The following is a 19,003-nucleotide window of genomic DNA, read 5'->3' as shown; positions in this document are numbered from 1 at the left end:
CGAGGAGTCTGAACGAACGGCGCGACCGCGCAACGCCAGATGATCGATAGGAGCTACCGAATCGGACGAATAGCCGTTAACATAATCGCTCGGCTAGCTCGCGCGAAGGGGACGCCCGATGCTCAACAGGATCCGTCGACTACTGGACTACCAGTTGACGATCGCAGAGCTGCTGGGGCTGTCCGTGCTGCTGGGCACGCCGTACCTCATCGTCGGGGTGATCTGGTCGTCCACCCACACCGCACATCTGCGCGACCTGCACGGCCTTGATTTGGTGGTGTCGTTTCTCGGTTCGATCGTGTCGTGGCCCGTGCTGATTTTCGCCAACGTGTGCATGACCTAGGGGAGTGAGATGTTGAGACGGGGGCCCGTGATCTTCTCGGTGGCCACAGTGGCTTTGGCCATCGGACTTTTCGCGCTGCGTTTCCCGGTGTTCATCGACGCCTACGATCAGTTCGGCTGGCAGGTCAAATGCGGCAGCGGCTTCACGACGGACCTCACCCAGGCGTCAGTCGCCGACGGCAACACGAACGACCACGGAGGCCCCAGCCAGCCCGCCAGACCCAGGACGAACTACGTCGGCCAATGCGGCAACGCGCTCTTCCTCCGGCGCGCGTGGGCGATTCCCGCGGCCACGGTCGGCGGCCTGGCGTTGGTGGGGCTGGCAGCGGCGGCGCTTGCACATGACCGCAGGCGCACGTCGGGAGCTGACGACCTGTCGCGATCCCGCTTGGAAACAACCACTATCCGCCGAGAGGCAACCTAGCGGGTGCTTTCGTCGGCCGTGTCGTGCCGGGACTGCTGCAATCCGGGCCCGTCCGGGTCATCGTTCTGGTGCTCGAGTTGCTCCTGCAGCTTGCGCTGGTCCTCCGTCGCCCGCGTGGCGTCCTCGGGTGCGGCTGGCGGGTCGAGATTGACTTGCTGGTCCACGTGAGATCTCCTCTGACCGGTTATGGCACTCCCGTCAGGGTCTCCCCGAATCCCGCGCTCCGAAACCTGGGCGGGTCCGTCAAGCTAGCCGAGATGCGCGGACAACAGCCACGCCCGCATCGACTTGCGGCCGTTGCCCTCGTCGCGGATGTCGCTGACGGCGAAAGCCTCCACGCCTTCCAGGAAACTGTCGGGCACGTTGGCGTGGATGCGCGCCGGCCGGATCTCGTCAATCACCCAGTACTTCGAGACCACGTCGCGCAACTCGTCCTGGGTCACTGCATTGATCGGGCTGTCGGCCGACATCCCGTCGCGGTCGAACACCAGAACGAAGTAGGAGGCGCCGGGCGCGGCGGCCCGCACGATGGAGCGCTGGTAGCCCTCGCGCAGCTCCACGGGCATCGAGTGAAAAAGGGTGCTGTCGACGATGGTGCCGAAGCGACCGTCGTAACCACTGAAGTCGCTGATGTCGGCGACGTCGAAGGTGGCATTGGCGAGCCCGCGCCGTGCGGCCTTCTCGCGCGCCAACTTGATCGCGGTGGGCGACTGGTCCAGGCCCACCGTGGTGAAGCCGCGCTCGGCGAGGAACAACGAGACCGCCGCCTCCCCGCAACCGGCATCGAGCACGTCGCCGTGGAACTTCCCGGCCTCGATCAGTGCCGCGATTTCCGGCTGCGGTTCGCCGATGCTCCACGGCGGGCGGTTGCCCTCACCCATCTCGGGGGCTTCGCCGCGATAGGCGGCTTCGAACATTTCATGAGTCGGCTGAGACATACCGCCTTTATATCAATCACGCTGATATGTGTCAACGGGCCTGATAAGCGCGGGGAGCGTCATTCGAGGGGGTAACTCCCGCCGCCCCCCGGGTCATTAGTTAGATCGATTAAGCAATGAACCGACTGTGCGCGTCCCGGCGCGGGCCGACGGGTGGGCGTTGCGCGTCGGGGGATGACTCGGGCGCGAGGACGTGTTGAGATCGGGTATGGCCGACGAGATCGAACTGAGCCCGAGGGACTGGGTGCGCGAGCAGACCGAGCAAATCCTGAAACAAGGAACGACCGACGGGGTCGAGATTCTCGATAGGCCCGTGGTTCTGGTGACCGTCACGGGCGCGAAGTCCGGCAAGAAGCGGTACGTCCCGATGATGCGGGTCGAACACGACGGCCGTTACGCCATGGTGGCGTCGAAAGGCGGCGCCCCCGCGCATCCCCTGTGGTACTTCAACCTGAAGGCCAATCCTGACGTGTCGCTGCAAGATGGCGAAAGGATCGTCTCGCTGAGGGCACGCGAACTCGAGGGGGCCGAACGCGAGCAGTGGTGGCTGCGGGCGGTCGAGGCTTATCCGCCCTACGCCGAATATCAGGCCAAGACGACGCGGCAGATACCGATCTTCGTTCTCGAGTAAATAAGCCGGGCCCCAATCCATTCCGGCGTGCCAGCTCGTCGTCAGGCACCACCGGCGCTGCGACAGTCGTCTGCGGCAAACATTTGCATTCGATATGCGGCCGGAATGTCAGGTTGCGACCGGGTGGGCCGACCCATACCGTCGATAGGCATAGGCAGGCACGCACAGCGGAACAACGACGTTCGCGGCGGCTGTGATCGATTGTGCCACAGAGCATTACACTGCTGTCTTGGCGCGGCTACGGGTGGTACCCCAGCGCGTCTCTATGCATATCCCAGGGAGGGTCGATGCAACACGCCCGGCGGCCAGGTGAACACGACCCCGAGCAGGCGGAGCCGACTCGAGTCGACCGGTTGCGCGCAGCCATGCCCTACGACCTGCCGGCATCGTTGGTGGTCTTTCTGGTGGCGCTTCCGTTGTCGTTGGGAATCGCGATCGCATCCGACGCTCCAGTGCTGTCGGGTTTGATCGCAGCGATCGTCGGGGGCATCGTCGCCGGGTGCATCGGCGGGTCACCACTGCAGGTGAGTGGACCGGCAGCCGGGCTCACCGTCGTCGTCGCCGATCTCGTCTCCCAGTTCGGCTGGGCGGTAACATGTTTCATCACCGCCATTGCCGGGGCACTGCAAGTCATGTTGGGTATCAGCCGGATTGCGCGGGCCGCTTTGGCGATCTCGCCGGTCGTGGTGCACGCCATGCTGGCAGGGATCGGAATCACCATCGCGCTGCAGCAGGTGCACGTATTGCTGGGCGGTGAATCGCAGAGTTCGGCGTGGACGAACGTTGTCGGTCTGCCCGCGCAAATCGTCGGCGCGCACCGGCCGGGGGTCGCGCTGGGCCTGCTCGTGATCGCCATTCTGATCGCGTGGCGCTGGGCCCCGGCCCGGCTGGCCAAGATCCCCGGCCCGCTGGTCGCCATCGTCACCGTCACGGTCATCTCGGTCATCTTGCCGTTCGACGTCTCCCGCATCCGGCTCGAGGGCTCGGTGCTGGAGGCGCTGCAGCTTCCCCAACTACCCGACGGGAACTGGGGGGCCGTCGTGATCGCGGTGATCACCGTCACCCTGATCACCAGCGTCCAAAGCCTGTTGACGGCCGTCTCGATCGACCGGATGCACACCGGGGCGCGTACCGACTTCAACCGCGAGTTGATCGGGCAGGGCGCGGCGAACATGGTTTCGGGCGCGATCGGCGGGCTTCCGATCGCGGGCGTGATCGTGCGCAGCGCGGCTAACGTCAACGCGGGAGCCAGAACTCGCGCGTCGACGATCATGCACGGGGTGTGGATCCTGATGTTCGCCCTACCCTTCGCCGGATTGGTCGAACAGATCCCCACCGCGGCGCTCGCGGGGTTGCTCATCGTCATCGGAATCGAGCTGCTGAAGCCGGCACACATCGAAACCGCGTTGCGCAACGGCGATCTCGCCGTCTATCTGGTGACCATCGTCGGCGTCGTCTTCCTCAATCTGCTGCACGGCGTCATGATCGGACTCGCGGTGGCGGTCATGGTGACCGGATGGCGGGTGGTGCGGGCCAGGGTGGAAGCGAAGGCCGTCGGTGACGAATGGCAGCTGACTGTCGAAGGGGCCTGCACCTTCCTGGCCCTGCCGCGACTGACCGGAGTGCTCGCGACCATTCCCGAGCGCACCACGGTCACCATCCACATGATGGCCACTTACCTCGATCACGCGGCGCACCAGGCGATCAGCGACTGGCAGCGCCGGCATTGCGCGACGGGGGGCGAGGTCAAGCTAACTCACGGGCTGATGAATCCCCATGCACGCGTGGACAAATCGCCGAAGACCAATCGCCGCGCCGTCCACCTCAGCCTGGTCGAGGCCGACGCCGGGTAGCCAGGTTGTGCCGCTACCTAAGGTCGGCGGCGATCCGCTCCAGCGCGGCGAGGTGGTCGTCGACGGTCGCGAACCCCGACTGCATCGTGTTGACCGACACATGGGTGGCACCGGCGGCTCGCCAGGCGGCGATGGCCGCGGCGGCCTTGTCCCGGTCGCCGGTCCAATTGACCCGGCCTTCCATGCCCAGGCTTTCCGCGTCCCGGCCGGCGGCCGCGGCCGCGCGGCGCACCTGTTCGCGCGCGTGGTCCAGGCCCGGTCCGGGGCCGGTCATCGGGAACCAGCCGTCCGCGAGCCGTCCCACGCGCTCCCAACCGCGTTGTGACGCCGTGCCGATCCACACCGGGATCGGGCGTTGGGTGGGCAGCGGTGCCAGTCCCGCTGCGGTCACGGTGTGATAGGTGCCGTCGAAGGTGACCGACCGTTGGGTCCACAGCCTGCGCATCAGCTCGACCTGCTCCTCGGAGCGCTTCCCCCGATTGGTGAACTTCTCGCCCAGCGCCTCGTATTCGACCGCGTTCCAGCCCACTCCGATGCCGAGCCGGAATCGGCCGCCGGTCAACAGATCGACTTCGGCCGCTTGCTTGGCCACCAGCGCCGTCTGCCGCTGCGGCAGGATGATGACACCGGTCACGAGTTCGAGGGAAGTGATCGCTGCCAGGTAGCCGAACATGACGAACGGCTCATGGAAGGTCGAGTCGATGTCGTAGGGGCCGTCCCAGCCTCGGTGCACGCTCGGGTCGGCGCCCACGACGTGGTCGTAGGCGAGGATGTGGGTGAATCCGAGCCCTTCGACGCCCTGTCCGTACGCGCGCACGACCGCGGGGTCTCCGCCGAGCTCGGTTTGCGGGAAGACAACTCCAATGCGCATTCGCGGTGCAACCGCACCGCGGCGGGATTGCTTCCCGCGTGCGACGGAAAAGTCTGGGACGGTGCCGTCTTCACGCCTCTCGGCAAGTGGTCGCTCGAAGCGACGATTCTGAAGTGGTACCCGGGGGAATGCCCGACACCGTCGCGATCCACAACGACGCCCGGCGCCGGGATATTTCCCCCACCCCGATGATGTACGGGTGACGACAAAAAAGCTCAGCAGCGCGCTGCGGGTCGGCAACTTCGAGCGGACCTTCGAAGCCGAGTTGACCGCGCGCTACGACATTGCGACGCTCCCCGACGGCCCCGGGCGGGCTGACTTCCTGTCCGAGCATGCGGCCGGCATCCGGGTGGTGATCACCTCGGGGCCGCCCGGCGTCGACGCCGACACGATGGCGGCGCTGCCGAACCTGGAGGTGATCGTCAACAACGGCGCCGGGGTGGACCTGATCGACCTGCCGGCGGCGCGGCGCCGCGGCATCGGCGTCAGCAATACGCCCGACGTGCTTTCGGACACGGTGGCCGACACCGCCGTGGGCCTGATCCTGATGACCCTGCGCCGCTTCGGGGCGGCGGACCGCTACGTGCGGGCGGGCAGATGGGTGCGCGACGGCCCATTCCCGTACGGCCGCGACGTCAGTGGCCTGCAGGTCGGGATCCTGGGTCTGGGCCGCATCGGTTCGGCCATCGCCACCCGCCTGCTCGGATTCGACTGTGCCATCGCGTATCACAACCGTCACCGCATCGACGGATCGCCGTATCGCTATGCCGGGTCGCCCGTGGAGCTGGCCGAGTCGGTCGACGTCCTCGTCGTGGCCACCACTGGCGACCCCAAGACACGGCATCTGGTCGACCGCACCGTCCTCGAGGCGCTGGGGCCCGAGGGTTACCTGGTCAACATCGCCCGCGGCAGCGTCGTCGACCAGGACGCGCTGGTCGAACTGCTGGCCGGCGGCGCCCTGGGCGGAGCGGGGCTGGACGTCTTCGTCGACGAGCCCCGCGTGCCGACCGCGCTGTTCGACCTGGACAACGTGGTGCTTTTCCCGCACATCGGCAGCGCCACCGCCCGGACCCGTGGGGCGATGGCGCTGCTGGCGATCCGAAACCTCGAGAGCTACCTGGACACCGGTGAACTGGTGACACCCGTGCTGCGGCCGCGAAGATGACGCGGCGCGGGCCGTGTCAGATGCCTCACACCGGAGGTCGGCCCGCCGATTAACGGGTATCTGGCCATCCACCATGAGTGACACGACCCAGCGCGAGCTCGGCGCATCCGACAGCCCGATCGAGGACGAGCTCGAGGACGCCTTCAGCAGGATGCTGAGCGAGGGCACCCAGCGGCTGCACCGCACCTGGCGCGGCGTGCTGGTCACCGGCTTCTTCGGCGGCACCGAGGTGGGGATCGGGGTGCTCGCCTATCTGTCGGTCCTGTCCGCCACGCACCGGCCCCTGCTGGCCGGCCTGGCGTTCTCGATCGGCTTCCTCGCCCTGCTGCTGGGCCGCAGCGAGCTGTTCACCGAGGGTTTCATCATCCCCGTCGTGACCGTGGCCGCGAAGCGCGCCAGCATCCCGCAGCTGCTGAAGCTGTGGGGCGGCACCATGTTCGCCAACCTCGTCGGTGGCTGGGTGATCATGTGGCTGATCATGACCGGCTTCCCCGAGCTGCACGCGCAGACCATCGAATCCGGCGCCCATTTCGCCACCGCGCCATTATCGGGGCAGAGCATGGCGCTGGCCGTTCTCGGCGGCATGGTCATCACGTTGATGACCCGGATGCAGCACGGCACGGACTCCGTCCCCGCCAAGATTGCCGCCGCCGTCGCCGCCGCGTTCCTGCTCGCCGGGCTGCGATTGTTCCACTCGATCCTCGATTCGCTGCTGATCTTCGGCGCGCTGGCCACCGGGAACGCGCCGTTCGGTTATCTGACCTGGCTGGGTTGGTTCGCCTACACCGTGGTCGGCAACATGATCGGCGGGCTGCTGTTTGTGACGGTGCTGCGGTTGCTGCGCAGCAAGGATCGGCTCGAGGAGGAACGCGCCGACGCCGAGTCCGCATGACGGGTTAGCCGACGGGCCTCAAAGCAGTTGGGGCATAACCTTGCTCGCCAGCAGCTCGAGGTGCGCCAGATCCGACAGGTCCAGCAGCTGGGTGTAGACGCGCTGCACGCCGATCTGTTTCCAGGCACCCAAATTGTCGACGATCTCGGCGGGGGTGCCGACAAGCGGGCTGTTGCTGCGCAATTCGTCGAGGTCGCGGCCGATGGCCGCGGCCCGGCGGGCCACCTCTCCGTCGTTTCGCCCCGCGCAGAGCACGAACGCGCTCGAGTAGACCATCGAGTCGGCGGGTCTGCCGACCGCGGCGACCGCGTCCGCCACCCGTTGGTATTGCTTCTCTGCCACGCCGATCGGTGCGAACGGAATGTTGAACTCGGCCGCATACTGCGCCGCGAGCTGCGGCGTGCGTTTGGCGCCGTGGCCGCCGATGACGATCGGCGGGTGCGGGCGCTGCGTCGGTTTGGGCAGTGCGGGTGAGCCGGTGATGGTGTAGTACTCGCCGGCGTAGTCGAAGGTCTCGCCCGGTTCGGTCGTCCACAGCCCCGTCAGGATGGCCAGCTGTTCGCTCAGCCGGTCAAACCTCTCCCGCAGCGGGGGGAAGGGAATCCCGTATGCCTGGTGCTCCTGCTCGAACCAGCCGCTGCCCAAACCGAATTCGACGCGCCCCGAGCTCATGTCGTCCACCTGCGCCACCGCGATGGCAAGCGGGCCCGGGTAGCGGAATGTCGCGGAGGTCACCAGGGTGCCCAGGCGGATGCTCGACGTCTCCCGGGCGATCGCGCCCAGGGTCACCCACGAGTCGGTGGGACCCGGCAGGCCGTCACCGCTCATCGCCAGGTAGTGGTCGGACCGGAAAAACGCTGCGAAGCCCAGCTGTTCGGCGGTTTGGGCAACGGCGACCTGATCGGCGTATCCGGCGCCCTGCTGAGGCTCGATGAATGCGCGGAATTCCATACGATCCCTTGATATGTCGTTGTACGGCAAGCCGATTCCGAATGTGTACCCGCGTGTGGCCAAAGCGAGACGGTCAACAAGTTAACACCACGCCCGCAACTGGGTATGCCCTGAGCATGACCTCACTTCTTCCACCCACGGTCGTGACCGCCCCGCGATTGACCTGCGCCGGTGCCGCCGACGCGGTGACGGCGGCAGAATTGCGCCGCGCCCTGCGCCGGTGGCTTCAGGAGGCGACTGAGGCCCCCGCGGAGGTCCGCGACGACATCATTCTGGGCGTCAACGAGGCATTGGCCAACTGCGTCGAGCACGCCTACCGGGCCCACCGCACGGCCGGCACCATGAAATTGCAGGCGAGCCACGACCCGGCCGCGCAGTCGATCAGCGTGTGCGTCAGCGATCGCGGATCGTGGCATCACCCCTCGCCGCAGCGGCTCAGCGATCCGCGGCGGTCCCGCGGCATCGCGCTGATGCACGCTCTCGCCGACCATTGCACCATCAACGCCCGTCCCGACGGCACCACGGTGTGCCTGGACTACACCACCAGGCCATAGCCTCACACGCCGACGGCGCGCTCCAGGTCCTTCAGCGACGTCTCGAGGTGGCCCAGCAACCGCTGCAGGTGCGGGACGCTGCGCCGGCAGCCCACCAGGCCGAAGTCGAGGTTGTCGGCGTTGTTGGTGACGGTGATGTTGACCGCCTGCCCGTCGAGCGGAATGGACAGCGGATAGTTCCCGTCCAGCCGCGCGCCACGCCAGTACAGCGGCTCGGAGGGACCGGTCGAGACGTTGGAGATGACGATGTTGAACGGCGGTGACGCCGCCGACAGGTAGCCGGGGATCAGCCCGAAGAACAGCCCGCCGATGTTGAACGCCGACAGGGCCAGTTGCTGAACCGGGGGCAACTGCTGGAACACGTCTTTGGTGTCGCGGATCGAGGCGCTGACGGCCTCGAGACGCCCGGCCGGATCATCGAGATCCGTTGCCAGGTTGCACAGGAACGTTCCGACCTGGTTGCCGCCGCGGTCGTCGTCCGCCTTGCGGAGATTGACCGGCACCATCGCGGTCAGCGGGGCGTCCGGCAGGGCGCCCTGTTCGAGTAGGTAGGCCCGGAGGGCCCCGGCACACATGGCGAGCACGACGTCGTTGACCGTGACCCCGGTCGCCGACTTGACCGCTTTGATCCGGTCCAGCGACCACGACTGTGCGGCCACCCGCCGGGCGCCGCCGATCCGGACGTTGAACATGCTGCGCGGCGCCCGGAACGGCAGGGTGAGCTGTTGTTCCAGCAGCGCTGCCCGCGCGAGCTTCAGCGTGGAGGGCGCCAGGCCCAGCGCCGACGCCGCGGCCCCGCCCGCGCGCTCGAACAGTGATCGGCGTTTCTGCCCACCGCCGCGTTTGCGCGGCCCGAGGGCCCACGGGACGCGCACCTCGTTGTCCTCCGGATCGGGGGTGAAGGCGCGCTGCACCAGGCGCATCGCGGACACGCCGTCCATGAGGGAGTGGTGGTATTTGGTGTAGACGGCGTACCGACCGTCCTGCAGCCCCTCGACCAGGTGGGCCTCCCACAGCGGGCGGTGGCGGTCGAGAAGGCTGCCGTGCAGGCGCGACGCCAGCTCCAGCAGGTCCCGGACCCGCCCAGGCTCCGGGAGGGCGGAGCGGCGCAGGTGGTAGTCCAGCTCGACGTCGTTGTCGAACGACCATGCGAGGTTGGTCAGGCCGCCGAAAAAGGCCGGGTGCTTGCGGAACGTGGGTTGCACGTCCGTGCACTCGAGCATGGCCTGGTAGGACTCGCGGACGAAGTGCGGCCCGGCGTCCTCGGGCGGTTCGAAGAGTTGCAGCGATCCCACATGCATCGGGTGTTCGCGCGACTCGCCGATGAGGAACAGCGCGTCCGTCGGCGATATCGGTTCCATGGTCGACTCCCAATCCCTCCGCTGCACCGTCCGCACGGCACATGCCCATCTCCTAGTAGCCGCAGCGCGCGTTTGCTAATCGCGAAAGCCGCGCCGAGTCCCGCCGGGTTTTGGCGCGTCCTGTCCGCCGGCTACCGCGAGTGGCGGAAGGCGGCGATGATCTCGGCGACCCTGGGGTCGGCGCGCAGCTCCTCCAACGTCTGCGGGAGCGGGAGCCGCCAGTTCGGATACTCGTCGATGGTGCCCGGCAGATTGGGCTGGCGCGGTTCGGCCAGCACGTCGTAGGGCGAAATCAACTTGAGTCGGCTGGGGGTCGCCGCGAGCAACCGGTGCATCGCGGTGATGATCGCCGCTTCGTCCGGTTCCGGGCCCGTCAGCAGCCCCTCGGAGCGCAGCAGCTCCAGCCACTCGGCGCGTTCCTTGTCGGCCACCGACTGCTCGCCCGCCACGTCGTCGAGCAGACCGAGGTCGGCGCGGGCCCGCACGTGTTCGCCGCGGAGGAAGCCCGCGGCGGTCGGCAGGTCGTGGGTGGACAGGCTGGCGGCCGCCCGCGACGGCCACTTCGCCGGAGGGAGCAGCGGCTCGTCCGGCGCGGACTGGTCCCGGGTGAACCAGGACACGGCGCACCCGAGCATCTCGTTGTCGGCCAGCGCCTGCGTCACCTCCGGTTCGACGGTGCCCAGATCCTCGCCCACGACGGCCGCCCCCGCCCGGTGCGCCTCCAGCGCCAGGACCGCGAGCATCACGTCGGCGTCGTAGTGCACGTAGGTTCCGCGATCCGGGCCGTCCCCCGGCGGTATCCACCACAGGCGCCACAGCCCGGCGACATGGTCGATCCGCAGACCGTCGGCGTGCGCGAGCACCGCGCGCAGCATGTCCCGCAGCGCGGCGTACCCGGTGGCGGCGAGCCGGTCCGGACGCCACGGCGGCAGCCCCCAGTCCTGCCCGCGCGGGGTGAAGTTGTCCGGTGGCGCCCCGACGCTCACCCCGGCGGCGAGCACGTCGGCCAGCGCCCACGCGTCGGCGCCGTCGGCGTCCACTCCCACCGGCAGGTCGTGCAGCACGCCGAGCGCCATGCCCGCGCGCCGAGCGCCATCGCGCACCGCGGTCAGCTGCTCGTCGCAGCGCCGCTGCACCCAGGCGTGGAACGCCACCCGCGGTGCCAGCTCACGGCGGGCCGCCGCGACCGCCGGCCCGCCGACGTCGCGCAGTGAGGCGGGCCACCGGGTCCACCGGCCGCCGTGGCGCTCGGCCAGGGCGCAGTACGTGGCCCAGTCGCGCAGACCCGTAGCCGCGGCCGTTTCGTCCAGCGGGCGGGGACGGCCTTCGGCGCGCCACAGCAGCTCCAATGCCGACCGTTTGGCCGCCCACACCAGGTCGTAATCGATGCGCTCGGTCCTCGCCGAGACCCGCAGCGCGTCCACCTCCGCGCGGGTGTGCGGATCGGCTCGGCGGTAGGCGTCGAGGTCCTCGACGCGCAACGCGAGCGGATTGGCGAACCGTCGGCTGGAGGGGGTGTACGGCGATGGCTGCACCGGATGCGTCGGGCCGGGCGCGTGCAGCGGATTGAGCAGCACCGCGCCCGCGCCGTGCTCGGAGGCGGTCCACTCGAGGAATTCCCGCAGGTCACCCAGGTCGCCCACACCCCAGGACCGGGCCGACCGCAGCGCGTAGAGCTGCAACATCCAGCCCCAGGTTGCCGGCGTCGGCGGCACCCGCGGCGGGGCGGCCACCAGCGTGGCCTCCTGGCCGTCACGCAGGTGCAGCCGATACCAGCCCACGGTCAGGTCGCCCGGCAACTCGTCGCGGACGTCAATCCGGTCGCCGTTCTCGCTCACCAACAGGGCGGCGCGGGGGAGCGGCCGGGCACGCCCGTCCGCGCGTACGGCGACGGTGGGCGCCAGGGCGCCGGCCCGGTCGCGCTCGGCCAGCCGGGCCAACTCGCGGCGCCGGTCGGCTTCGCTCGCCGCGTCGACGTCGAGCAGCCCGAGCACCCGGATGACGACGTCGGCGTCGACCTCCACGGGCTCTCGCCGCTCGTTTCGGTAGGAGGTCGCCACCCCGTGTGCCGCGGCCAACCGACGCAGGTCGTCGTCAACCGGCTTGGGCCGCGCCGTCAACGCGCCGGCCGGGATGGGGCGCCGACGGGGGCGATGGGACGGTGACGGTGAAGCACACCGCCTATATACCCAAGCCGGGGCTTCTCACACGCGCCACTCAAACACGTTTGGTGGCAGTCACTTTCGCCTAATAGGCGGTCGCCTGGAAGATGACCCGCCGCGCGATCTGCACGGCATGGTCCTGCGATTCGGCGATTGATTCGGCCCGCGAAAATATCCGCTCGAAAGCGCCTCGTGGGCAACGCGTTTGACCGGGCCGGCTACCGGACGTCGTCGGCCAGCTCGCGCGCCTCCTGCTCGGTTTCCACGGCGGGCCCGGATCCGGGCAGCGGCTTCCTGGCGACCTCGGGCGTGAACAGCAGCGTGACGGCCCCCACCAGGCCACCGAAGATGAGCATGTACGCGGGTGCCATGACGTTCCCGGTGCCCGACACCAACGCCTGGGCGATCAGCGGCGTGGTGCCGCCCACGGCCGAGATCGAGATGTTGTAGGAGATGGCCAGCGCCCCGTAGCGCACGTTGGTGGGAAACAGGGCAGGCAGCATGGCGGGCGCGGTGCTGTCGAAGCAGAGTTCCATCAACCCGATCAGCAGCACGCCGATGAAGATCACCGGGTAGACGCCGCCGAACCGGATGAGCAGGAACGCGGGAATGGAGCCCACGATCAGCAGTGCGCAGCCGGTCCACATGATCGGCTTGACGCCGACGCGATCGGACAGCGCGGCCACGAGCACCACGGTGACCATCAGGATCGCCAGCGTCACCACGATCATCACCAGTCCGGCGGAGTGGCCGACGCGCACGAACAGCTTGAGATACGTCGGCAGGTAGCCGGTCAGCATGAAGTCGGCGACCTGTGAGGTCAGCACGAGGGCCGCGCAGATCAGCAGGCCCCGCCACTGGTCGATGACCGTGTGCCGAAGTTGCTGCCGGCCGCCGCCGGCCGGGTGTACGCCATCGGTCGCCTTCTCGTAGGCGGACGACTCCTCGAGCCGTAGCCGCAGAAACAGCGCGAACAGCCCGAAGGGCAAACCCAGCAGCAGAGGAATCCGCCAGCCGTACGTCAGCATGTCGTTCTCGGGCAGCCAGGTCTGCAGTCCGGTCACCAGCATCCCGGCGAGCACGAACCCGACGAGGTTGCCCATCGGCAGGAAGCCGACCATCATGCCGCGTCTGTGGTCGGGAGCCTGCTCGACCAGATAGGTCATCGCGCCGACGTACTCACCGCCGGTCGACAGGCCCTGGAAGATGCGGGCGATCACGAGCAGGATCGGCGCCCAGATCCCGATCGCGCTGTAGCCGGGCAGCAAACCGGTGACGGTGGTGCTCACCGTCATCATCAGGATGGTGACGACAAGCACCCGGTGCCGTCCGATGCGGTCGCCGAGCGGGCCGAAGATGAACCCGCCGAGCGGGCGCACCACGAACGCTGCCGCCAGGGTGCCGAACGTCGCGATCAGGTGGACGCCGCTGACGCTCTTACCGGGATAGAACACCTGGGCGATGGTGGTGGCGATGTAGCCGTAGACCCCGAAGTCGTACCACTCCATGAAGTTGCCGATGGCGGTCCCCATGATGGTCTGGCGCATGGCCGGGTCGGCGACCCTGATCTCGTTGCGTGCCCATTTCCTTCGGCGGCCCCGTGCACTCATCGACGGATTGCGTACCCAGAAGTCTCGCGGGCCGAACAACTCACACTCCCAACCGGCTCTCTCGTCTGCATCGACCGGTGGCCGATGCTAGCGAGCGGGGGTACCCCGGCGGGAACTCACTGACCTTGCAGGCTGCCGATGCGGAGCGAGAAGTCCTTGGGTGTGGAAGGCTCCTTCGGCGCGGACCGCGCGGTCACCCCGAAATCCTCGACATAGCGTTGCGGATCGCGGTCGACGATCGGCAACCCCTCGGTCGTGGGATGTTCGGCCATGAAATCGCTGTATTGCCGCCCCAGCGCTTCGCGAAGGCCGATCGGAGCGCTGCGGCGGAAATCCGACAGCCCTTCCCGCTCCTCCTCAGCCATGTGGTCGTCGTTGGCCTCGCGGGTGCGTCCGACCGCCGCCCACCACTGGTCGGTGCCGACGGGGGCGGCGTTGGCGTCGCGCACCCCGTCGCGGATGTCGTTGTGGTCCCCGATGGCGTCGAGCGTCTCGCCTTCGGCGTCGTCCGTGCCCCGCCTCAGCAACTGCGGGTAGAAGATCTTCTCTTCGACGTAGGCGTGCACGTCCAGCTTGTCGGCGAGGGGACGCCACAACCGCGCCAGCGCGGTTTGGTCCGCCGGCGTCTGGGCCTGCAGGTCGTCCAGCCTGGCGAACTGTTCGCGGAACCACTCGTGGTCGGCGAGGATCAACATGGTGATGTCAGCCATCGCGACGCCCCACCTCCCTCACCGCTACGGTTCGCGGCCATGGTGTCCCATGGCCACGGAACCAGTCAACCGGGGGAACACGCCGGCGGGGCCGCGCGAACCGTCCGGATACACTAGGGCACCAGCGTGCCGATCGACCGCGATCGCACGCCGTCAAGCCCCACCGATGTCAGAGGTTGTTCGTGTCGGAAAATCGCAGTGAGCCCGCAAACCTGGAACCGCATTTCGACGACGTCCAGGCACACTACGACTTGTCCGACGAGTTCTTCGCGCTCTTCCTGGACCCCACGCGGACCTACAGCTGCGCCTACTTCGAACGCGACGACATGACCCTGGAAGAGGCGCAGCTCGCGAAGGTCGACCTGTCGCTGGGCAAGCTCGGCCTGCAGGCAGGGCAGACGCTGCTGGACATCGGCTGCGGCTGGGGCACCACCATCGTGCGGGCGCTCGAGCGCTACGACGTCAACGTCGTCGGCCTGACCCTGAGCCGCAACCAGCAGGCGCACGTGCAGCGGCGTCTGGATCAGCACCCCAGCCCGCGCAGCAAGCGGGTGCTGCTGCAGGGCTGGGAGCAGTTCGACGAAAGGGTGGACCGCATCGTGTCCATCGGCGCCTTCGAGCACTTCGGGCGGGACCGGTACCCCGACTTCTTCAAGATGGCCTACGAGGCGCTGCCCGCCGACGGGGTGATGATGCTGCACACCATCATCCAGCCCAGCGGCGAAGAATTCGCCGAGCGCGGGCTGCCCATCACGATGACGAAGCTGCGGTTCATGAAATTCATCATGGACGAGATCTTCCCGGGCGGTGACCTGCCCGCCGCCAAGACCGTCGTCGAGCACGCCGAGCGCGCCGGCTTCGGGGTCAAGCTCGTCCAGCCGCTGCGCCTGCACTACGCCCGGACCCTCGACACCTGGGCGGCAGCGCTCGAATCACGCCGCGACGAGGCCGTCGCGATCCAGTCCCAGGAGGTCTACGACCGGTACATGAAGTACCTGACCGGTTGCGCCGACCTGTTCCGCGAGGGCTACACCGACGTCGCGCAGTTCACCCTCGCCAAGGGCTGACCACCCGCGAGGGGTCGATCCGGACGGGCCGACACCGGACCGGTTTATCAGCGCCACCCCCGGGGTAAAACCACGAGCAACAACCTGATTCGGTACGCGTCGACCTTCGTCGGCGCGAAACCGCAGGGAAGGATTGCTCGTGAGTGCCAAGCATCGAATGATCCCGACGCCGCAGCAAAGTCGGCCCGCGGATCCCGCCGTGCGGCGGGGGGCGGGCGTCGCGACGGTATGCGATGTCGTCTCCGCTTCGACGCTGTGCGCGGCGGCCCTGACAGCCCTGGTGCTCAACGCGCCGCATAACGACAGGCGAACGGTCGAGGCCAGCCAGGAGCCGCCCCCGGCCTCGCAGCCGGTGCGGCAGGAGGGAACGGTGATCGCCGTGTCGGCGGGCTCGGTCACCGCGCGCAGCGCCAACGGCTACACCCAGACGTATCTCGTCACCCCCAACACCACCTTCATCGCGCACGGCGGCGGCCAACCAGCCACTGCCATAACGCATTTCACGGTTAACGACCACATCGAAATCGTCGGGACCATTCAGGATGGCACCGCCCTGGCCACCGCTGTGGCCGACCGCGACGCGGGGCACGGCGACGGCCCGCCGATGGATTACCTTGACGGGCAGATCGTTCCGGCCGGCCGCACCTGACTCTGGGCCGTGATAGGGGCTGACTGCGTCAATGCCCCTGCCGCACAAGGTGTCCAGCGCTCGGCGCCCTTTGTCGCGTCCCCGTCGTCTCCCGGCCTGCGCCCCGGGCCTAATCTGAATGCCATCCACCGCCAGAGGAGGGCCCGTGAGCGAGCACGAAGTCAAGATGATCGTCCTGTCGACCGATGACCTCGACGAGTCGATCCGGTTCTACAGCGAGACGCTGGGCATGCCGCTGAAATTTCGCGACGGGGCCCACTTCGCCGCCCTCGACGGCGGCCCGGTCACGCTCGCGCTGGCGACCGACGTGGACCATCCGATACCGGGTCAGGTCGTCGTCGGCATCAAGACCGCCGACGTCGACGCCGCGGCCAAGGCGGTGGAGGCCAGCGGCGGCGGCATCGTCAAAGGCCCGTACGACGACGCGCACGAACGCCGCGCCGTGGTCTACGACAACAAGGGCAACGGCCTGGTGTTCTACAAGTCGCTGGGACGCTGACCCGCGTTCATCTCCCGGTGCGCTCGCGGTGCTTGCATCCCGGCCAGCAGCACGGCCGGCGCTTGCCTTCTTCGAGCTCCTCCTGCGTCCGGCGAATGCGGCGCTGCCTGGTCGCCTCCTGCTTGGCGTCCTCGACCCAGCAGATGAACTCGTTGCGGGCCAGCGGCGTGATGTCCTTCCACGCGGCGAGCGCGGTGGCATTGCCGATCAGCGACTCGCGCAGGTCTGTGGGGAGCTCGTGCACGACCCCGCCGGGTATCCGCTGACTGCTCATGGGGCCTAGATTAACCCGTCGTCCCGCGGCGGCTGAGAAGGCAAATGCGCGCCGTCGTCGTGCAATTCGTCGCGGCGCAACGACATCGGGGTGAGGTCGGGGACATCGCCGCCGGCGACCACGGCACGGGTGATCGGCGTGAGCGCCCGGAACAGCGTTTCCACCTCCTGGTCGCCGAGCGCGTCGAGCGCCGACAGGGAGAGCGCATCGGTGGACCGCTCGATGTGGTCCTTCAGGTCCCTGCCGGCCGTGGTCAGCGAGCCGTCATCGTGGAGCAGGCCCCGCTCGGCCAGGCGCTGCTCGTGATGCCGCCACGCCGCCTCGTCGTAGTCGCGGGTGCGCGCGATGTACTCGCGCGGGACCCCGCCCGCGGCGGCGTGCAACACGTTGGACTCCCGGCCCGAGACCCCGGCGGCGGCCAGCACCGCTACGTGCGCGTCGCCGCGATGCTCGCGTAACAACGTCGTCGCGTGCCACAGCGCGGCCAATGGATCCTCCGGCCACGGCAGCGCCAGGTTCGCGGCGAACAGGGGGCGTCCGTCCAGCGGCGCCTGCCGGGCCGCCCTCCCCGCCAATTCCGCTGCGACGCGAACGTTTTCGTCCGTGTTCAGGCCGTAGCGGCGTAGGGCCGCGACGGCGGACTCCTGCCGGGCGTGCAGCGCCGCGTCGGGACCGGCGACCTGCCAGGCCGCGGGTAACGCCTTGGCGACCCGCTCGGGGGCGAAGTTGTAGAAGATCGCGGTGACGACCTCGCGCGGCACCATGCCCAGCGGCGCCGAGCGGGCCGCGAAGTAGCCCATCCAGAAACCCCGGTAACCCAGCCCGTCCAACGCCGCGCGAGCCTCCGGGGCGAAATATGTCACGGCGTGCACCGGCTCGTAGCGATCGAAGAAGCGCCGGGCCAGCACCGGTTCCCTTTGCACGGTCGCAGTTAACCACACCCGCCCATTCGGGCGGCTCTGATGACGGTCCGGCGGCTCAAAGCCTCAGCAGACGCTCGGCGTTGCGGTGGGCGATCTTTTCTCGATCGTCTTCGCCGATGGGCATCCGGTCGAGAAACTGCCGGCACGCCTTGATGTTTCCGTAGGGATAGTCGGCGGTGAACACGACACGGTCGATGCCGATGACGTTCACCATCGCCTGATACGCGTGGAAGGACAGGCTCCAGCTGGGGTCCATCGCGCCGGGCTCCTGGTTGAAGAAGTCGCCGGCGAGGATGCCGCCGTAGAAGTTCTCCCGAAGGTACTCCTTGACGGTGCGCTTGAGGCCGGTGACCTCCGGCGGAAACGAGTAGTCGGTTCGCCAGCCCATCCAGCTCAGCCCCTCGAAGTGGTGGCCCACGATGATCTGCAGCCGGGGGAACCGGTCGAACACCCCGCCGAGGATCAGCCGCAGGCAGTGCACCCCCGTGTCGATGTGCCAGCCGACTCCCGCCCCCGCCAGTCGGGCGGTGATCTTCGGGTCGAAGCCGGCGTAGTAGGTGTCGATGACCGGTCGTGGCGGCATCGTGGGGTGCAAAAAGATTGGCACACCGAGTGATTCGGCGGTTTCGAACACCGGCCAGAAGAACGTGTCATCGAGATAGCGCCCGCTGATGTGACCGTTGATGAGGGCGCCCACGAAGCCGTGATCGCGGACGGTGCGTTCGAGCTCGCCCGCGGCCGCGGCCGGATCGCGCATCGGCAGCGTGGCGAAGCCGCGGAAGCGGTCCGGGTGCCGGGCTACCGCGGCCACCACCGCGTCGTTGGCCCGCCGGGCCAGCTCGACCCCGACCGCCGGCTCCAGCGTCTCGGGGCCGGGGACGGAGTGCGAGAGGATCTGCATATCGACGCCCGCGGCGTCCATCGCGGCGATGCGGCCCTCGCCCAGGTCGTTGATGCCCGGCGGCCATTCTCCTTCCGGACCGGGCGAGCCGTAACCCGTCTCCTTGAGGAGTTCGGTCGCCCCGCCCTGCCCGTCGTTGCGGTGTTCATCGCCTATCGCCGGGAGCCTGTAGTGCTCTTCGAAACCGATGACCTTCATCCTTCTCCTCCCATACATGGACACCTAC

At 68.3% G+C, this 19,003-nt stretch carries 21 protein-coding genes; 10 read left to right on the top strand and 11 right to left on the bottom strand.

The genetic code is table 11. The features are described from left to right. Nucleotides 1-118 precede the first annotated feature (118 nt). Nucleotides 119-343 carry a hypothetical protein gene (locus G6N37_RS19600; RefSeq protein WP_163682948.1) on the top strand — a complete coding sequence of 75 codons (225 nt, stop codon included), beginning with the start codon at nt 119-121 and terminating at the stop codon, nt 341-343. Between the two features lie 12 nt (nt 344-355). After that, nucleotides 356-766 (top strand): hypothetical protein, encoded by a 411-nt coding sequence (locus G6N37_RS19595; RefSeq protein WP_174813964.1) that lies wholly within the window; start codon nt 356-358, stop codon nt 764-766. Here G6N37_RS19595 and G6N37_RS25895 read toward each other — a convergent pair. Continuing rightward, nucleotides 763-930: a hypothetical protein gene (locus G6N37_RS25895; RefSeq protein ID WP_167527397.1), complete on the bottom strand. Its 168-nt coding sequence runs from the start codon at nt 928-930 to the stop codon at nt 763-765. The two genes, G6N37_RS19595 and G6N37_RS25895, sit on opposite strands and share 4 nt — an antisense overlap. A gap of 84 nt (nt 931-1,014) precedes the next feature. Continuing rightward, nucleotides 1,015-1,704: a class I SAM-dependent methyltransferase gene (locus G6N37_RS19590; RefSeq protein WP_163682945.1), complete on the bottom strand. Its 690-nt coding sequence runs from the start codon at nt 1,702-1,704 to the stop codon at nt 1,015-1,017. Nucleotides 1,705-1,912: 208 nt separating this feature from the next. Here G6N37_RS19590 and G6N37_RS19585 point away from each other — a divergent pair, with 208 nt between their 5' ends. Both G6N37_RS19585 and G6N37_RS19580 read left to right on the top strand, forming a co-directional pair. Beyond that, nucleotides 1,913-2,335, top strand: coding sequence for a nitroreductase family deazaflavin-dependent oxidoreductase (locus tag G6N37_RS19585; protein WP_163682943.1), 423 nt, complete (start codon nt 1,913-1,915; stop codon nt 2,333-2,335). A gap of 287 nt (nt 2,336-2,622) precedes the next feature. Next, a complete protein-coding gene (locus tag G6N37_RS19580) occupies nt 2,623-4,188 on the top strand; it encodes a SulP family inorganic anion transporter (protein WP_163682941.1) in 1,566 nt (521 codons plus the stop codon). A 13-nt stretch (nt 4,189-4,201) separates the two neighbouring features. Here G6N37_RS19580 and G6N37_RS19575 read toward each other — a convergent pair whose 3' ends face one another. Continuing rightward, nucleotides 4,202-5,059: an LLM class F420-dependent oxidoreductase gene (locus G6N37_RS19575; protein ID WP_163682940.1), complete on the bottom strand. Its 858-nt coding sequence runs from the start codon at nt 5,057-5,059 to the stop codon at nt 4,202-4,204. 199 nt (nt 5,060-5,258) lie between these two features. Here G6N37_RS19575 and G6N37_RS19570 point away from each other — a divergent pair, with 199 nt between their 5' ends. Both G6N37_RS19570 and G6N37_RS19565 read left to right on the top strand, forming a co-directional pair. Beyond that, nucleotides 5,259-6,224 (top strand): 2-hydroxyacid dehydrogenase, encoded by a 966-nt coding sequence (locus G6N37_RS19570; RefSeq protein WP_163682939.1) that lies wholly within the window; start codon nt 5,259-5,261, stop codon nt 6,222-6,224. A 73-nt stretch (nt 6,225-6,297) separates the two neighbouring features. Then, the gene (locus G6N37_RS19565) at nt 6,298-7,116 is read left to right on the top strand and encodes a formate/nitrite transporter family protein (RefSeq protein WP_163682938.1); all 819 of its coding nucleotides are present in this window, start codon (nt 6,298-6,300) and stop codon (nt 7,114-7,116) included. Between the two features lie 18 nt (nt 7,117-7,134). Here G6N37_RS19565 and G6N37_RS19560 read toward each other — a convergent pair whose 3' ends face one another. Next, nucleotides 7,135-8,067 (bottom strand): LLM class F420-dependent oxidoreductase, encoded by a 933-nt coding sequence (locus G6N37_RS19560; RefSeq protein ID WP_163682937.1) that lies wholly within the window; start codon nt 8,065-8,067, stop codon nt 7,135-7,137. A 116-nt stretch (nt 8,068-8,183) separates the two neighbouring features. On the opposite strand from G6N37_RS19560, the gene G6N37_RS19555 reads away from it, so the two are divergent. Continuing rightward, nucleotides 8,184-8,621: an ATP-binding protein gene (locus tag G6N37_RS19555; RefSeq protein WP_163682936.1), complete on the top strand. Its 438-nt coding sequence runs from the start codon at nt 8,184-8,186 to the stop codon at nt 8,619-8,621. 2 nt (nt 8,622-8,623) lie between these two features. On the opposite strand, the gene G6N37_RS19550 is transcribed toward G6N37_RS19555, so the two are convergent. From G6N37_RS19550 to G6N37_RS19535, 4 genes are all read right to left on the bottom strand, one after another. Continuing rightward, nucleotides 8,624-9,982, bottom strand: a complete 1,359-nt coding sequence (locus tag G6N37_RS19550; protein WP_163682935.1) for a WS/DGAT/MGAT family O-acyltransferase — start codon at nt 9,980-9,982, stop codon at nt 8,624-8,626. 131 nt (nt 9,983-10,113) lie between these two features. Next, nucleotides 10,114-12,102, bottom strand: coding sequence for a 4-alpha-glucanotransferase (gene malQ, locus G6N37_RS19545; protein WP_163682934.1), 1,989 nt, complete (start codon nt 12,100-12,102; stop codon nt 10,114-10,116). 260 nt (nt 12,103-12,362) lie between these two features. After that, the gene (locus G6N37_RS19540) at nt 12,363-13,691 is read right to left on the bottom strand and encodes an MFS transporter (RefSeq protein WP_163685270.1); all 1,329 of its coding nucleotides are present in this window, start codon (nt 13,689-13,691) and stop codon (nt 12,363-12,365) included. Nucleotides 13,692-13,870: 179 nt separating this feature from the next. Then, nucleotides 13,871-14,464, bottom strand: a complete 594-nt coding sequence (locus G6N37_RS19535; RefSeq protein WP_163682933.1) for a hemerythrin domain-containing protein — start codon at nt 14,462-14,464, stop codon at nt 13,871-13,873. 182 nt (nt 14,465-14,646) lie between these two features. Between G6N37_RS19535 and G6N37_RS19530 the strand changes: the two genes are divergently transcribed. The 3 genes from G6N37_RS19530 to G6N37_RS19520 all read left to right on the top strand — a co-directional run bounded on the left by G6N37_RS19530 (nt 14,647) and on the right by G6N37_RS19520 (nt 16,679). Then, nucleotides 14,647-15,531 (top strand): cyclopropane mycolic acid synthase family methyltransferase, encoded by an 885-nt coding sequence (locus G6N37_RS19530; protein ID WP_163682931.1) that lies wholly within the window; start codon nt 14,647-14,649, stop codon nt 15,529-15,531. 139 nt (nt 15,532-15,670) lie between these two features. Next, entirely contained in the window at nt 15,671-16,180 is a 510-nt protein-coding gene (locus G6N37_RS19525; protein ID WP_163682929.1) for a hypothetical protein, read from the top strand. Between the two features lie 145 nt (nt 16,181-16,325). Next, the gene (locus tag G6N37_RS19520; protein ID WP_163682926.1) at nt 16,326-16,679 is read left to right on the top strand and encodes a VOC family protein; all 354 of its coding nucleotides are present in this window, start codon (nt 16,326-16,328) and stop codon (nt 16,677-16,679) included. Between the two features lie 7 nt (nt 16,680-16,686). On the opposite strand, the gene G6N37_RS19515 is transcribed toward G6N37_RS19520, so the two are convergent. Genes G6N37_RS19515 through G6N37_RS19505 form a run of 3 tightly spaced genes read right to left on the bottom strand, consistent with a single transcriptional unit; the run spans nt 16,687 to nt 18,975 of the window. After that, nucleotides 16,687-16,953, bottom strand: coding sequence for a YdeI/OmpD-associated family protein (locus G6N37_RS19515; protein ID WP_163682925.1), 267 nt, complete (start codon nt 16,951-16,953; stop codon nt 16,687-16,689). 5 nt (nt 16,954-16,958) lie between these two features. Beyond that, a complete protein-coding gene (locus tag G6N37_RS19510) occupies nt 16,959-17,876 on the bottom strand; it encodes an SCO6745 family protein (RefSeq protein WP_163682924.1) in 918 nt (305 codons plus the stop codon). 55 nt (nt 17,877-17,931) lie between these two features. After that, complete coding sequence (locus G6N37_RS19505; RefSeq protein WP_163682923.1) at nt 17,932-18,975, bottom strand: amidohydrolase family protein; 1,044 nt, start codon at nt 18,973-18,975, stop codon at nt 17,932-17,934. Nucleotides 18,976-19,003 lie beyond the last annotated feature (28 nt).

Source organism: Mycobacterium seoulense, from assembly GCF_010731595.1.
In the GTDB taxonomy this organism is placed as follows: Bacteria; Actinomycetota; Actinomycetes; order Mycobacteriales; family Mycobacteriaceae; genus Mycobacterium; species Mycobacterium seoulense.
Note: the sequence above shows the minus strand (reverse complement) of the source record. Positions and strands in the feature narration are given on the sequence as shown.